Genomic DNA, 14509 nt, shown 5'->3' with positions numbered 1-14509 from the left:
ATCAAAGCCCACCTAAGTTATGTTGCTGCTTTTCGCTGAGTACATGTAGCTCGACTAATTCTCCAAGTGCGTCTATCAGCGCTTTTTGTAGGCCCGATAAAGTGTCATCAGCCAACTGACAAGATGTACACGCACCTTTTAAACTGACATTGATATGCTTACCATCAATCTCTATTAATTCGACATCACCGTGGTCACGTTGCAAAGTTGGCCTTATGCCTTCCAAGGTTTTTTCTACTAGTTTCATTCGCTGCAGATTACTTAGTTTGGCCTTTTTTTTAGGTGCATAACTTTCACCAGTTTCTACCTGCATATCTTGAATCTGTACAACATTCGCTGCAGCTTTTCGTTTAGCTATAGGAGCAGGTTTAAAAGCCTGACCAAGCGCACTTAACTCTTCTTCAAGGATATGCTCTATCGCCTCATGGCAAGACGAACACGCTCCACCTGCCTTGGTATAATTAGTTACGTCTTCAACCGAACTCAATTGATGTTTTCTAACTGTTTCTCTTACCTTGATGTCGTCTACAGCAAAACACTTACAAATTAAAGCCCCCTCTTCGTGATCATCGACAATTTCTTCACCGCGATAATTAGCTACTGCCGCCTCTAAAGCTTCTTGGCCCATCACTGAACAGTGCATTTTTTCAGGCGGTAAGCCATCAAGAAAATCAGCAATATCTTGATTATCTATCTTTAATGCTTCATCAAGGGTTAAGCCTTTAATCAGTTCAGTGAGTGCCGATGAAGACGCAATGGCAGAACCACAGCCAAAGGTTTGAAAACCCGCCTCGTCGATACGCTCACTTTCAGGGTTCACCTTTAAGGTAAGTCGTAAAGCATCACCACAACTTAACGAACCCACATCTCCGACTGCATTCGCATCAACGACGGCTCCGGCGTTTTTTGGATCAAAGAAATGTTGCTTAACTTTTTCTGAATATTCCCACATAGCTGCGCTCCAAATTCGTCATTTGTATTAACAAGAACCACTACAAGAACAGTTTGATGTTGCCTTGGGGTTATCGAACTTAAACCCTTTACCTTGCTCATCATCGACAAAATCCATCACTGTATCTTTGAGCATGCTTTCACTATCTTGATCAACAAGCAGAGTTAAACCATCACAGGAATACAATTTGTCTCCACTATCAGCGTGAGATGCAAGAGAAAGGGAATATTTTAAGCCCGTACAAGCTAAGCCTTCGACTTTCACCCTTAAGCCAAATACATCGTTTTTAGATCGGCTGATAAATTCTTCTATTGCACTAACAGCCCTAGTTGTTAAGGAAATCATTAAGCTACCCCGCTTATCTTTTGCACACTGATAGAACTTATTTATAAAGCTCTCTACTACAACTCACTGATTAAACTAGGTGCAATCTAGATGCCAGCGAAAACCACAAATAAAGTATATTAATTTCAACAACTTAGAGAAATCATGGTTTTGTCATATTTACGACAGAACGTAAGTGCTATGGCTTTTGTAAGGCTTGCTACAAAACAAAGTATTGATACGGCTATAAAACAAACTAGAGTTGATGGGCTTTTAAAGGAGGGATTAAGACACAGCTGTGCCATAATTTTGGTGTTTCGGGGCTGCGTCTTATTTTCAGGGTAGCCGTGGGTGTTTAAGCAGGGTAATTTGATACTTTAGACATGGAAGTGGGTTTAAGCAGTGGATGAAGGGTTTCTAAGCTAGCTTGCCTCCCCCCTTCATACCACACATCACAATCACACTATTCGAATTCAGTTCAGTCTTCAGATACCGATCTTCATACATAGTTGGCGATATTAGACCTACTACTCTCATTTAAAATAAGAGCCGTATTTTAAGAGGCATTATTACGCGGCAACTGGTGCATGAGTCTGGCAATTTTTAGGGCAAACACGCGCACAAGACTTGCAACCGATACAATCGAGCTTGTCTTTTACGGCCATCACCATCATCTCGTCATCATCATCGTAATCGTCGTCTTCATCATCGTCAAAGCTGTCCTCCAATACTGAAGACCTGTCGACCAAGGTAAACACATCTCTCGGGCACACTTTGTAACAGCGACCACAACCAATGCAGGTCATAGCATCAATTTTTTCAATAAATTCTGGGGTCCACTCTGTGCCCCCCCGCGTCTTAGAAACAACAAAAGCCATCGTTTATGCCTCATCTAATTAACTAATTTATACACGCGCTGCATCGGGAAAGCTGCGTGCTACGGTAAGTGCTTCGTTAATCAAGCTATTACTCTGTGTTAACAACTGCGCCTCAGTTCGAAACGAAAAACGGTGTACATCACGTAATGTTTTATTAATCACAACTAGGCGACCTACTGTCACTAAGGCCTTGCCAAAACCTTCACTGCTGATGTGCAAAAGAGGTGTCGCAAATAAACCTAATTCTTTTTCCAAACACTGGGCTACTGCGTTGTAATAGGCTTTAAGGCGATTAAGGCAGGCTTCATCTGGGTCAGCCACCACCCCTAAAGCCTTGCGCTCTTCTTTACTGAGTATCAGCATATTAAGCACCTGCTTATCACTCCAGTTATCTCGAACCCTAAAGCCACCCAGCGCACGTAATTGCACTAACAAATACTTTTGGAATTCTAGGCTAGCAGCTTCCTGCTCTTGCATATTCATCTCCAACAATTAGTAAGACCTTGCCTCATTCAACCCAAGCCAACCACTACTACCACTGTTTAATTCCTTTTTAAGTACCGCTAATAAGTGTTTAATATTGGTTGCTTCTTTCACCTTGACCACGGTCACCGCTTGCTGCTCAAGCTTTTCCATCGCCGCAGCGCCACAGGCTCGACAAAACACTAAAGAGCAGTTACTAACCAGATCTAACTTAGCTTGTAATTTCCCATCTACACTGCACTCATCCAAACGAGAGAACTGAGCAGCCTCTTTTATCCAGCAGTGCTTTTTATTTAAGTTGTAAAGCACAAAACCTGTAGCCGAGCCAAAGTGCTGATTAACGCAAAGACCATCATCACTCGCAAACGCCACACACAACTCGACTTCGCCCTTATCAGGGGCCAATACAGTAAATTTTCGTTTAAGCCTGGCCATTTTAGGGAGATGCACGTAAATAGGATGAGTAAACTGGCAACTCTTTATGGTTTTGTAGCAATAAATTAGCGACATCAAACAAACACAACTGGCTACCGCGATAACCACTACTTAAGTGGCGAAAAGCCCCAAGACTATCGTGCAAAGGAAAACCAATACGCATCAGAGGCAGTTTTAAACGTTCTGCACTGGCTAATGCATGGCTACTGCCCATAACAAGCTGAGCTTGTTCTTGTCGGGCTTCTTTTTCTAGCTCACTAAAATCCCCCACTATCACTCGTTTGCAACTTAACTCTTTTAAACTTGGGCACGAAACCGGCGCAACTGCCGCCACCACCTCGGAGCCGACACTATTCAATAACTCCTGCCACGCTATCAATAAATCTGCTTCTGTCGCTATAGCAATGCGCGCCTTGCCACACATAAAATGGCAGTCGAGCATAGCGTCCAATAACTGAGCTCGGTGTCGGCGCCACTTTAATGCTATTTCACGCCCACTGATTTCCGCTAAACAAGCAAACCAACGATCAACATTATCGAGCCCCATCAGATTATTAAATCTCCAATCCCTAAGCCCTGTCTTTACATGCAGTTTATCTGCAGTATTGTTAAGGCTTGCTCCAATAACCAAAGTCGCCGTACTTTGCCCCGCACTTCGAAGGTCATCTAGAGCTACACCTCCTGCACTTAAAGCGGAATAATCACTCTGCCCAAGGTGACCATCAAGGGAGTGTTCCAAATCAGGTAAGATCAAGGCTCGCAAACCAAAACTCTCTATACTCTCACGAATAAATTCGAGATCGGCGGCATTTAAATGCGCAGCTGCTAGTACATTGACTTGGTTTTTCCTAAGCCCTTGCTCATTGCTTACTTTAATTTCAGAGTCAATTATCGCTTCTAATGCTGCCGCATAACCCTGCTCAAAACCACCACTAAAGTCAGGGGTACTCACTGGCACCACCGCCGTATTTTTATGTTCGGGGTGATGAGTTTTAAATTCCCTTACTAAACGCTGAATATCACTTCCTTGAGTTTCAACTAAGCCCGTTGTTAACAAACCTATCACCGAAGGTTTGTTCTTACTGCAAAGTGTATCCAGAGCCTGAAGCACATTATCATCGCCGCCCATCACCGAACTAACTTGATCCATGGCCGTTGTTTGCAGAGGAATTGGCTCGCGAAAATGACGCACGAAAAACACTTTTGCAAAAGCCGTGCAGCCTTGAGAGCCATGCATAAGTGCAATACTACGCCCCAACCCCTGAAAGGCTAAGGCGGCACCTAAACACGCACTGTTTTTTAAAGGGCTTGTAACCAGCGCTTTATTTAGTTTAATTAACTCAGCCATGATCTAAGACCTCCATCAGAGCACCTTGTGAATTCGTATTAGTACCATTGACACAGCTAACACAACTACAATTATTAGCCGTACAGCTACTAGCAGCTCGATGTATGTGCCAAGGCGCAGCTTTGGTAACGGCCTGCCACACGGGGTTTTCCAAGCTTAAACACAACTGCTTAATAAGCTCAGCCATACCGGTATAACCGGCATAAGCAAATTCTCGCTCTTGATTAATATCTAAAAAAGGGACTTTGGCTTTCAGCGCGGTATACATATTTCGACCACCGGCAATCAGCATATCTGCGCCATAATCTTTAATGGTTTGTAACAACACAGTAGGGCTGCCATCTTGCAACATTACCGCCTTATCCCCCATTAAGTCTCGAATACGAGCCTTATCCTCCTCTGTGGATTTTTTAGTTCCTGTTGCTACTACAATCATGCCAAGGTCCTGCAAAGCAGAAATAATCGACCACGATTTAACCCCTCCGGTATAAAGCAATACCTTTTTCCCCTTAAGGCGATCGCGACCAGCTTGCATAAGCGGAGCAAGTTTTTCTTCCTCTCGCTTAATTATTTTCTCTACACGCTTAATTAAATCGGAGTCTTCAAGATATGAGGCGAAATTTCTTAACGCCTGAGAGGTATCACTCAAGCCATAAAAACTGCCCTCGAACCACGGAGTTCCATACTTACTTTGCAACTTACGAGCAACATTAAGCATTGCTTTAGAGCACACCATCATATTGACCTCGGCCCGATGCATACTCTGAATTTCTCTAAAGCGAGCATCGCCACTTAAACGGCCTAAAACACGTAAACCAAGCTCATCAAACAAAGGCAACACATGCCAAAATTCACCAGCGATATTAAATTCACCGATCAAATTAATATCGTGAATACTTATGTTGTTATCGATTGGATGCACAGGCTTAGCTTCAGGCTCGCGAGTGCCAATAACGTACTTAAACATCGTCTCACCGGCTATACGATTACCTAAGTTTTTAGTGCCATAGAACCCCGCAGCGTCAATAGGGACTACCGCCAGCCCAAACCTTGCGGATGCGGCTTTGCAAACGGCTTCGATATCATCACCAATCAAGGCCGGTATACAGGTGTTATAAACAAAAACAGCTTCCGGGCTGTGCTCCTCTACGGCTTCTTTAATGGCATGGAATAAGCGCTTTTCTCCACGACCCATGATGACATCTTGCTCATTTAAATCCGTGGTCATACCTATACGATAGAGTGTGGGGCCACTTGAGCGTGTACCACGGTTATCCCAAGAGCTGCCAGCACAAGCAATACTGCCATGTACAATATGTGCGACGTCTGCAACCGGCAACAGTGCAATTTGAGCACCATCAAAGGCACAACCACCCGCTGTAGCCCCAGGCTTAGGGCGAGCACAAGCGGCCTTGTCTTTCTTATTGTGCTCACATGCAGGCTCGTCACGTAATTCGGCTAATTCTTTTGCACGCATAATGGCTCTCTACTGCAAGATGATAAATCTGTTACCAAAATGAATTGCAAAACCTAGGCCACGCATTTAAGTCTTGTTTTTATTAGGTTTTTTAATTGAAGTAAGGAAAGCTTGTCGCGATTACGACAATGTATTGTGTGAATATTAAGCTTATTTGTCGTTAGCACGACAGCGCTGGCATAGCTTGTTATCTTTGTTGTCATTCTTATTGTAATCGCGCTTACTTAAGCTGCTGATATTTACAATTTTCTAATGGCTGTAGCTTAAGAGCTACAAACTAGCTACTAATCTGATCCTGAAGATAAGTACATATCCACTTCACTCATCAAATCTCCGTATTTATGGAAGTTAAGTGCAAGTTCTTGAGCTTCTTTAAAGCTATAATATTTAAGGTCAAAGCTTAACTTACCTAGGGCTGCCTTTTCATAAAACAACTTTAAACGCATCTGCCAACAATCTTGGTTTTGGCCCACTGGGTGTAAGCTAATACTCGCTCGTAATTTTTTATCTAACTTACAAACACAAGTAAATACAGCAGACATAATAAATCAAGTGGGCTAAACCCAACCTTCAGCCTCGTAAGTCTCAAAACGGCTTTGTCCCTGCTTTAGACGTTGCTTTTTTAATATTATGCTTTGCAGCCAAGCTTCAACTTTGACCCTTGCAGCAAGCTGAGCTTGTAAACCACAAATAATATCTGAAATAGCACGGTCTTGGTCTAATCGAACAGGCCAAACACCTAAATTCAGAGTTTGCTTACTGGCACTTGGCCCCATTGCTCGACAGTACAATATATCTGCATCGCTAAGAGCAGCGAGCTTTGTCTTGAGCTTATCCTCATTACCATCCTCAGCCTCTTTTTTAAACAACCGACAAGATAGAAACTCTACTTCACGTGTACTTATACGATATGAGTACAACGCCAGAGTTGAGCCGAAGTGTTGATCGACTTCAGCGCCTGTTGCTGATGCAAATAACAATTTAAGCTCAAGTGTATCTGTAGTGCTATCTACCTGCTTCAAAATCCGTACTCCTCAGCAATCACAAGGCCACTGGCACTTTCTAAACAGGATGTTAACGTTGTGCAATGAGAGTTTGAATCGACTAAAAATAAAGAAAAACCATCACTTGAATAAGCAGGCTTACCCACATGAATGTCATCAATAGAACAGAGCGTAAAGTGTAACTGCGGAAACTTGTGCTTAAGTTCACTGTGCCTATCGTGAGTCAGACCTTGCTTTTCTAGGTAGTTAACTACATCATTTAATATCTGTTGAGTTAAGGCCATCACTTAAGCTCCCTGTTTTATGATGCTCGTTTTTGTAAAGAAATCACACTTTCAAACTAAGCCTTTCTACTTACAAAGGCCTCATTTTAGGTTTTTTATTGAGTTTATTAATTAACCATGGAGCAAGTTGAGCTTCACACAAATGTTGCTGTAGCTTCCTAAGTTGAGCTTCGGCATCAACACCTTGCTCCACCTTTAACACATGAACATCGAGTTTTACCGCTTTAGCCATCGCAAAAGCACCCATACTGGTGGTATAGAGTAAATCACAATCAGCAATAACTAAGGCCCGATCTAACAAGCGATTAGTTGAAGAACCAGGCGAAAAACAAGTCCTTACATCACATAAGGAAATATTTAACAAGGAGCACCGGTAAATTAAAAAGCGTCTGCAATTATAAAAAGCTCCATCAATCAACTGTCCGGTATTAGAAGCACATGCAATAATTAAACTTGGTTCATCCTCTGCAAAATCTGCTTTCATCTCAGGCTTAGCTTTTATATGTGTACTTTCTTTTGACGATAAGTCTTTTAAGCCCCGACCTTTAAGCAAGGCAAAACCTCTGGCAAAAGCCTCAGTACTTGTTGCTTCAAATAAGTCACCACCCAGATCCTTAAGCTTTTTTGCCCTAAGCCGTTTTAACTTGGCCGGGGTCAGAGGCTCGCCAGTAATGCTTAAAATCAAAGCTAAAAAATCAGATACACTAAGGCCTTCAAACTCTCGTGTAGCCAAGGCTATGCGCAAAGCAAGATCTCTATCGAGCTTACCTCCCAACTTACAGCTTTTTTTTCTAGCCACCTTAGACTTAGGACCTCGAGACTGACTTAAAGTAGGTTGCTTCAAATAAGCCTTATGCAACTGAGCACAACCTAAGTTTTGTTTTGCATGCCTCTTTCCCGAGCACATTGTTAAGCCCTGCGTGCTCGCAGAGTAATAGGTAGCTTAGGTGCGCTAATCGGCTCAAGGTAGTACAAAGAACCGTCCGCCAGTTCAACCTGCCCCCCCCAGCACTCATCACTATTGTGTTCAAGTGAAACTATCTTTTCTTCAAGGTCTTTTTTAGCTACATAGAGCGTCATTGCACCATCAGCAGTTTTACGAATCATCACATTAGGCATAGAACTCTCCTATTAGTTAGAGTCCAAAATAAAAAGCGCCGGAGGCCGACTTATTTAACGGCCTGGCTGATTCCGGCGAAAGCGATGCACAGAGTAAAAAGCTTGGCCCGGGTATTTGGCCGTTTACAGATCTAAAGAGTTGAGAATAGGCAGCCTCTAAATCTAAAACAAAGCTTTTTAATTTGGCACTTTGTGCATCTGCAACTAATAAAGGGCCTAAAGTTTAAGACAAAGCGTCAGGCCCTAATCAAACACAAGCCATTAACGAATGAGGTCGTGGTTATAATCGGTTTTACCCATATAACGTGTCTCTTCATCTAGGCGTTCGAGTACGGCATTCACCAAGGTCGTTAAGATTTGCATAGCCCCTTCATAAGCAAGGGTCGTTTGTCTATGCATATGGTGACGATCAAAGATCGGGAACCCTAAACGAATCAATGGCACTTCAAACTCTTTACCCTTGTGCAGGGTATCGCGCTGAATAAACTTGCCGTAGCTATTACCAATCATAAAGTCAGGCTTATTAGTAAAAACTAAAGAGCGCATATGCCATAAATCTTTACCTACATGAACCTCACAATTCTGACCATAAGGAGATTCAGCTAGTAGCGCCTCCATGGCTTTTTTCCAACGTTTGTTGCCGTTGTGACACAGGATGTGAGTTGGCTCAGCACCAAGTTCCATTAAGAACTTACTCAAGCCCATCACAAAGTCAGGATCACCCCACAATGCGTATTTTTTGCCATGCAGCCAAGAATGAGAATCAGTCATCATGTCGACTAAACGCCCACGCTCTTTAGCAAGGCTGGGTGGAATTTCCTGGCCACTAATTTCACTGACCTTCATCAGGAAATCATCCGTCCACTCTAGCCCCATAGGGATGTTGATTAACGGGGTGGAATGCTTCCACGTGTTTTTAATATATTTCGTGCTTTTATTAAGCTGCCAACGCTGCAGCATTAGAGTGTCTTTAGCATTAGGCGCATCTTTCATTTCTGCTTGCGTAGTACCGCCGCTGTACATACGGAACTCACCATCAGCAGGAGTATCAAGCACCTCACTAGGATCGCACAGCAAACTATAAGGCACGTTCATTTCATCCATCATGCGACCGATCACACGATAATTACCCAAGTAAGTTTCAAAACCCGGTACAAAATTAATTTTTCCGTTTTTACCAGGCTCTTTATCTTCCATAAAGTTCAGAGTGAAATAACGTGCAACCCCTTCAAACATATTGTCCCAACCTGTGACATGGCTACCAACAAAACTTGGGGTATGGGCAAAAGGCGTTGCGAGATCTTCTGGTATAAACTCTTCTTTTTTGGCATTGGTAATAAAGGCGTTAAGATCATCCCCTATCACCTCGGCCATACAGGTGGTTGATACCGCGATCATGTCCGGTTTATATGTTGCTAAACAATTTTGCAGACCGTCTTTCATGTTTTGCTGGCCGCCAAAAACTGCTGCATCTTCAGTCATTGAATCCGATACACAGGCAACAGGCTCTTTAAAGTGACGGTTAAAGTAGGTGCGGAAATAAGCCACACAGCCCTGCGATCCATGCACATAAGGCATGGTTTTTTCAAAACCCAAAGAACACAGTACTGAACCTAAAGGTTGACATGCTTTAGCCGGGTTAACCGTTAAAGCCTCGCGCTGAAAGTTCAGGTCTTTGTATTCTTCACTGGTAGTCCATTGGAATACTTCTTCAATTTTTTCCGCAGAATGCGGCTCTTCAAATGCGTCTCGTTTGTTAGCCAACATTTCTTGATAATCATCTTCAAGAAATAAAGGGTAACTTTGTTTGATGTCATCTACTTGTTGACTCATAACAATGCTCCTTCCGCGCCACAACATGTGAACAACGGTATAGGCCCTTTAGGCAGGCAGTTCGCGCAGGAACTGCCCTAGGGCGTGAGTAAAATTCTTAGTGCTTAAGCAGCTTCAGTATCGGCTTTTTCAGTTTGTAACCACGGTGCCTGAAGCTTGCCCCAACAGGGGTTGTTTAAGGTCATATCCATATCTTTGGCGAAAATCGCAAAACCATCAAAGCCGTGATATGGGCCGGAATAATCCCAGCTATGCATCTGCCTAAACGGGATACCCATTTTTTGGAAAATGTATTTTTCCTTAACACCCGAACCGATCAGATCAGGTTTAACCTTTTTGACAAACTCTTCAAACTCATAACTGGTGACATCGTCATAAATCAAAGTCGCATCGCCGATTTCTTTTGTGGTTCGGTCGTAGTCATCATTGTGACCAAACTGGTAACCCGTACCCACTACTTCCATACCTAAGTCTTCATAGGCACCAATAATATGGCGCGGACGTAAACCGCCGACATAAAGCATGACTTTTTTTCCTTCAAGACGAGGGCGGTATTTATCAACCACTGCCTGCCATTCACCTTGATATTTAGCGATCACTTCTTCACATTTTTTCTGAATAGTTTCGTCAAATTGCGCCGCTATTTCGCGCATACTTTCAATCGTTTTTGTTGGTCCAAAGAAGTTGTACTCCATCCAAGGAATGCCGTACTTCTCTTCCATATGACGCGAGATATAGTTCATCGATCGATAGCAATGCACCAAATTCAATTTTACTTTTGGTGTTAATTCCATCTCAGTAATAGTGCCGTCACCGGACCACTGAGCCACCACTCGCAGCCCCATTTCTTCAAGCAGAATACGTGAAGACCAAGCATCACCACCTATGTTGTAATCCCCAATTATGGCAACGTCGTAATCACCTATTTCAAAGCTATCATCACCATCACGTGCACCGATAACCCAATCGCGCAAAGCATCGTTAGCAATATGGTGGCCAAGAGACTGCGATACACCACGAAAACCTTCACAGCGCACTGGCACCATCGTTTTTCCGTGTTCAGTTTGTTTAACTTTGGCCACAGCTTCAATGTCATCACCGATTAGACCAATCGGGCATTCACTTTGTATGCTGGTGCCTTTGTTTAATGGGAATAAAGTTTCAATTTCATCAATTAGCTTTTCTAGCTTTTTATCGCCACCAAAAACAATGTCTTTTTCCTGAAAATCTGAAGTAAAGTTCATCGTGCCAAAGGCGTTAACACCGGTCGTTCCAACATAATAGTTGCGGCGACCTGCACGGCTGTACTGACCACAGCCCACTGGGCCATGGCTAATATGCACCATGTCTTTCACTGGACCCCACACCACACCTTTGGAGCCGGCGTAAGCACAACCACGAATGGTCATTAAACCAGGTTGAGATTTTCTATTAGAAACAATGCACTTTTTACCCTGCTCGGCAGAGTGATCATTAGCGGTAAGGTGCTTGGCGCGATCTTCCTTCGCCTTTTCTGGATAAACCTCCAGCACCTCGTTAATAAGGCTTTCGACCTCGTCACGTGTTAAATCTGACATAAGATTCTCCTGCAAATCTAGCTACGGGTAATAGGTGCTCGTGGCGTTCCTAACTGGAATTTTTACCAGCCCCGGTTGTTCGTCAGTACTTGATAAACGCCTAAGCGCCCAACTCTGCCGCAGTTTTACCGATGATGCTTTCATCTTCCTCTTCGAGGATACCGAATTCCATCAATAGCTCTTCGAGTTCATCCATCGTTGTAGGCGTGGGCACCACAAACTTTTGATTAGCAATAATCTTTTGCGCAAGCGCACGATACTCATCCGCCTGCTTGGCATTCGGATCGTATTCGATCACCGTCATTCGGCGGATTTCAGCACGTTGAACCACATTGTCACGAGGGATAAAGTGAATCATCTGTGTCCCAAGCCTATCGGCTAGAGCCATAATTAATTCATCTTCACGATCGGTATTACGGCTATTACAAATAAGTCCAGCCAAACGCACACCACCCGAATTGGCATATTTCACAATACCTTTAGAAATATTGTTAGCCGCATACATCGCCATCATCTCACCGGAGACAACAATGTAAATTTCCTGAGCTTTATTCTCGCGAATAGGCATGGCAAAACCACCACAGACCACATCACCGAGTACATCGTAGAAAACAAAATCGATGTCTTCTTCGTAAGCGCCTTCTTCTTCAAGGAAATTAATCGCAGTAATTACACCACGACCAGCACAACCCACACCGGGCTCAGGGCCACCAGATTCAACACAACGTACATCGCCATAGCCTGTACGTAATACATCTTCCAGCTCAAGATCTTCAACTGTACCCGCCTCGGCGGCCATTTCCATAATGGTATTTTGAGCCTTGGCATGAAGGATAAGGCGTGTTGAATCCGCCTTCGGGTCACAACCAATAATCATGACCTTCTTACCAGCCTCTGCTAACGCAGCCACCAAATTCTGGGTCGTTGTTGATTTACCAATACCACCTTTGCCGTAAATAGCACATTGACGCATAGCCATGTCTTACCTCCTGGGTCTGTTACGACTTGCTCATGCCCGTAAATAAACGGACAAACTTTAAATAGACATAAGATATAGAGCAGCTTTCATTCCAAACGCATAAAAAACCCGCAAGCAATTGTTTTTATTGTATTTTTATACAAAAAAAGAATTTAAAACCACGCTAGATAAACGACAAAAGAGAACCGTTTTTGTGTTATTGATGACAACATTACAATGTAAAAAAAATTTAAACCAATGAAGATGCTTGTGTTAATAGATAAAAAAGAAACCCTAATATAAATAAAGACAATTATTTATATTAGGAGGATAAATTAAAGGTGCAGTTAAATAGCGATCCTACTAACACTAGAATACGAGCATGCACTGCCTAACCTATTTTTATCATTAACACGTTTAAGCATTTCCTTCAGCTCTGAAGAATCAGATCTACACCCCGAAAACTAGCCCAAGGAAAGGAAAGAATGAACTCCAAGACAAAGATGAAACAAAGGACTTTACTGATTTTGTTTCAAATAAAACAGCCGACTATTTCAGTTTAACGGGGAAAAACAACAGATGGATTTTGTTCAGACCCTAAACCAATTAGTGAAACCTTATTAGACAGGTTTCGTTCGCTTATCGAGTTATGGTACTTACGAATCGATTTAATTCTCGAGCTATTTCAGATGGGGTGAACCCTTACTGTCCTAGTGCAGAAATCGTATACCTTTCTTTTGAAGTAATCTGGTGGTATTTCATTAATCATTACCCTCCTTGGCGGTTGAGTTAGCACGGAAGTATCCCAGATTACTTCTCCATAGAGTATATTTTAGGCAAAGGGCAGTTTTACTCTTAGTTATGAATTCGTGGCCTAAACTAGCCAACCTCTTCAGTTAACGCCCTCTTAAACCGAACTCTATTTTCTTTACCTTGGCTTAGCTGCTTGGCTAACCACGGCGGTGCACCATCTTGTAATACCGCTTGCAATTGAGTAATAAGTTCAGGGGCTGCACAAGCTTGCGTTTTTTTAATCGGGTGTATACCTGAACGGATTACTTTGGCGGCAGCTGGACCACCAATAGAAAGGACATATAAGAGCTGGCAGTCTGAAATTAACTTAGCTCGTTTTAGACTTTGGTCCTCCCCTGCTACGGGTTCTTCTACACATCTTAGCTGCTCAAGATAAGCCTCATCGGCACTGACCGTATAAATCAAAAAACGATCACATGAACCAAAATGGCCATCGAGCTTGTCTGCGCTATTTGAGGCCAAAGCAATACGTAGTGATTTTTTATCGTTGTACTTTGTTTTAAGCTGTTCACAAACTTGAGCCCTTAAATTAAAAGCCAACTGAGCCAACGCGACAGAGCTTGGCATCGTGCTTTCTAACTTTAAACTTTTAGCTGCTTGTAATAAGGATTCTGCTTCGAGATCTTTAAGTTTTTCATCTAAGTGGCTACCTGCCCACTGATGCAATAACTGCATTAGGGTTTTTAATTCGAGCACGTCGCTTTCTTTAGCTGCCATAGCTATGGCAAGGGCGGTGTCTCTATTCATGGTACTGCTCCTAGAGGCTTAGTCGTCATCGTCATCGTCGTCGATGACACGGGTAATTTTTCGATACAGTTCTATACGATCGCCGTCTTCGAGTTGGTGATCCAAACTGACAAAGCGGCCAAAGATGCCCACCTTAATGGCTCGTAGATCAAGCTCTTTAAACATCGTTAACAAGCCACTTTCTTCTATGGCTTGACCTACGCTTGGGCTTTGCTGAAAAGAGCGACGCAAAACAAAAGGCTGAGAAGCGGCATAAACAAGTACTATGTTCATCGCA

The 14509-nt window shown here is 43.0% G+C and carries 17 protein-coding genes; all 17 read right to left on the bottom strand.

Annotated elements, in window-relative coordinates; all coding sequences use genetic code 11:
* Position 1: 1 nt before the first annotated feature.
* The gene (gene nifU / locus AB1S55_RS10840) at positions 2-952 is read right to left on the bottom strand and encodes a Fe-S cluster assembly protein NifU (RefSeq protein ID WP_370978145.1); all 951 of its coding nucleotides are present in this window, start codon (positions 950-952) and stop codon (positions 2-4) included.
* 27 nt (positions 953-979) lie between these two features.
* Positions 980-1297, bottom strand: coding sequence for a HesB/IscA family protein (locus AB1S55_RS10835; RefSeq protein ID WP_370978143.1), 318 nt, complete (start codon positions 1295-1297; stop codon positions 980-982).
* Between the two features lie 548 nt (positions 1298-1845).
* Complete coding sequence (gene fdxB, locus AB1S55_RS10830) at positions 1846-2154, bottom strand: ferredoxin III, nif-specific (protein WP_370978142.1); 309 nt, start codon at positions 2152-2154, stop codon at positions 1846-1848.
* A gap of 27 nt (positions 2155-2181) precedes the next feature.
* A complete protein-coding gene (locus tag AB1S55_RS10825) occupies positions 2182-2631 on the bottom strand; it encodes a NifX-associated nitrogen fixation protein (protein ID WP_370978141.1) in 450 nt (149 codons plus the stop codon).
* Between the two features lie 15 nt (positions 2632-2646).
* Positions 2647-3072: a NifB/NifX family molybdenum-iron cluster-binding protein gene (locus AB1S55_RS10820; protein ID WP_370978140.1), complete on the bottom strand. Its 426-nt coding sequence runs from the start codon at positions 3070-3072 to the stop codon at positions 2647-2649.
* 1 nt (position 3073) lies between these two features.
* Entirely contained in the window at positions 3074-4420 is a 1347-nt protein-coding gene (gene nifN, locus AB1S55_RS10815; protein WP_370978138.1) for a nitrogenase iron-molybdenum cofactor biosynthesis protein NifN, read from the bottom strand.
* On the bottom strand, positions 4413-5897 hold the full coding sequence (nifE, locus tag AB1S55_RS10810) for a nitrogenase iron-molybdenum cofactor biosynthesis protein NifE (protein WP_370978136.1): 1485 nt from the start codon (positions 5895-5897) through the stop codon (positions 4413-4415). The genes nifN and nifE overlap by 8 nt, the downstream gene beginning before the upstream one ends.
* Positions 5898-6181: 284 nt before the next feature.
* On the bottom strand, positions 6182-6439 hold the full coding sequence (locus AB1S55_RS10805) for a hypothetical protein (RefSeq protein ID WP_370978134.1): 258 nt from the start codon (positions 6437-6439) through the stop codon (positions 6182-6184).
* A 15-nt stretch (positions 6440-6454) separates the two neighbouring features.
* Positions 6455-6919, bottom strand: coding sequence for a NifB/NifX family molybdenum-iron cluster-binding protein (locus AB1S55_RS10800; protein WP_370978133.1), 465 nt, complete (start codon positions 6917-6919; stop codon positions 6455-6457).
* Positions 6916-7185 (bottom strand): DUF6129 family protein, encoded by a 270-nt coding sequence (locus AB1S55_RS10795; RefSeq protein ID WP_370978132.1) that lies wholly within the window; start codon positions 7183-7185, stop codon positions 6916-6918. The genes AB1S55_RS10800 and AB1S55_RS10795 overlap by 4 nt, the downstream gene beginning before the upstream one ends.
* A 70-nt stretch (positions 7186-7255) precedes the next feature.
* Positions 7256-8092, bottom strand: a complete 837-nt coding sequence (locus AB1S55_RS10790) for a dinitrogenase iron-molybdenum cofactor N-terminal domain-containing protein (protein ID WP_370978130.1) — start codon at positions 8090-8092, stop codon at positions 7256-7258.
* 2 nt (positions 8093-8094) lie between these two features.
* Entirely contained in the window at positions 8095-8304 is a 210-nt protein-coding gene (nifT, locus tag AB1S55_RS10785; protein ID WP_370978129.1) for a putative nitrogen fixation protein NifT, read from the bottom strand.
* Between the two features lie 261 nt (positions 8305-8565).
* On the bottom strand, positions 8566-10137 hold the full coding sequence (gene nifK / locus AB1S55_RS10780) for a nitrogenase molybdenum-iron protein subunit beta (RefSeq protein ID WP_370978127.1): 1572 nt from the start codon (positions 10135-10137) through the stop codon (positions 8566-8568).
* Between the two features lie 104 nt (positions 10138-10241).
* Complete coding sequence (gene nifD, locus AB1S55_RS10775) at positions 10242-11714, bottom strand: nitrogenase molybdenum-iron protein alpha chain (protein WP_370978126.1); 1473 nt, start codon at positions 11712-11714, stop codon at positions 10242-10244.
* Between the two features lie 100 nt (positions 11715-11814).
* The gene (gene nifH, locus AB1S55_RS10770; protein WP_370978124.1) at positions 11815-12693 is read right to left on the bottom strand and encodes a nitrogenase iron protein; all 879 of its coding nucleotides are present in this window, start codon (positions 12691-12693) and stop codon (positions 11815-11817) included.
* A gap of 858 nt (positions 12694-13551) precedes the next feature.
* Positions 13552-14232, bottom strand: a complete 681-nt coding sequence (locus AB1S55_RS10765) for a NifB/NifX family molybdenum-iron cluster-binding protein (protein ID WP_370978123.1) — start codon at positions 14230-14232, stop codon at positions 13552-13554.
* Positions 14233-14250: 18 nt separating this feature from the next.
* Positions 14251-14505: an RnfH family protein gene (locus tag AB1S55_RS10760; RefSeq protein ID WP_370978122.1), complete on the bottom strand. Its 255-nt coding sequence runs from the start codon at positions 14503-14505 to the stop codon at positions 14251-14253.
* Positions 14506-14509 lie beyond the last annotated feature (4 nt).

It is taken from the genome of Agaribacterium sp. ZY112, from assembly GCF_041346925.1.
Taxonomy (GTDB): Bacteria; Pseudomonadota; Gammaproteobacteria; order Pseudomonadales; family Cellvibrionaceae; genus Agaribacterium.
Note: the sequence above shows the minus strand (reverse complement) of the source record. Positions and strands in the feature narration are given on the sequence as shown.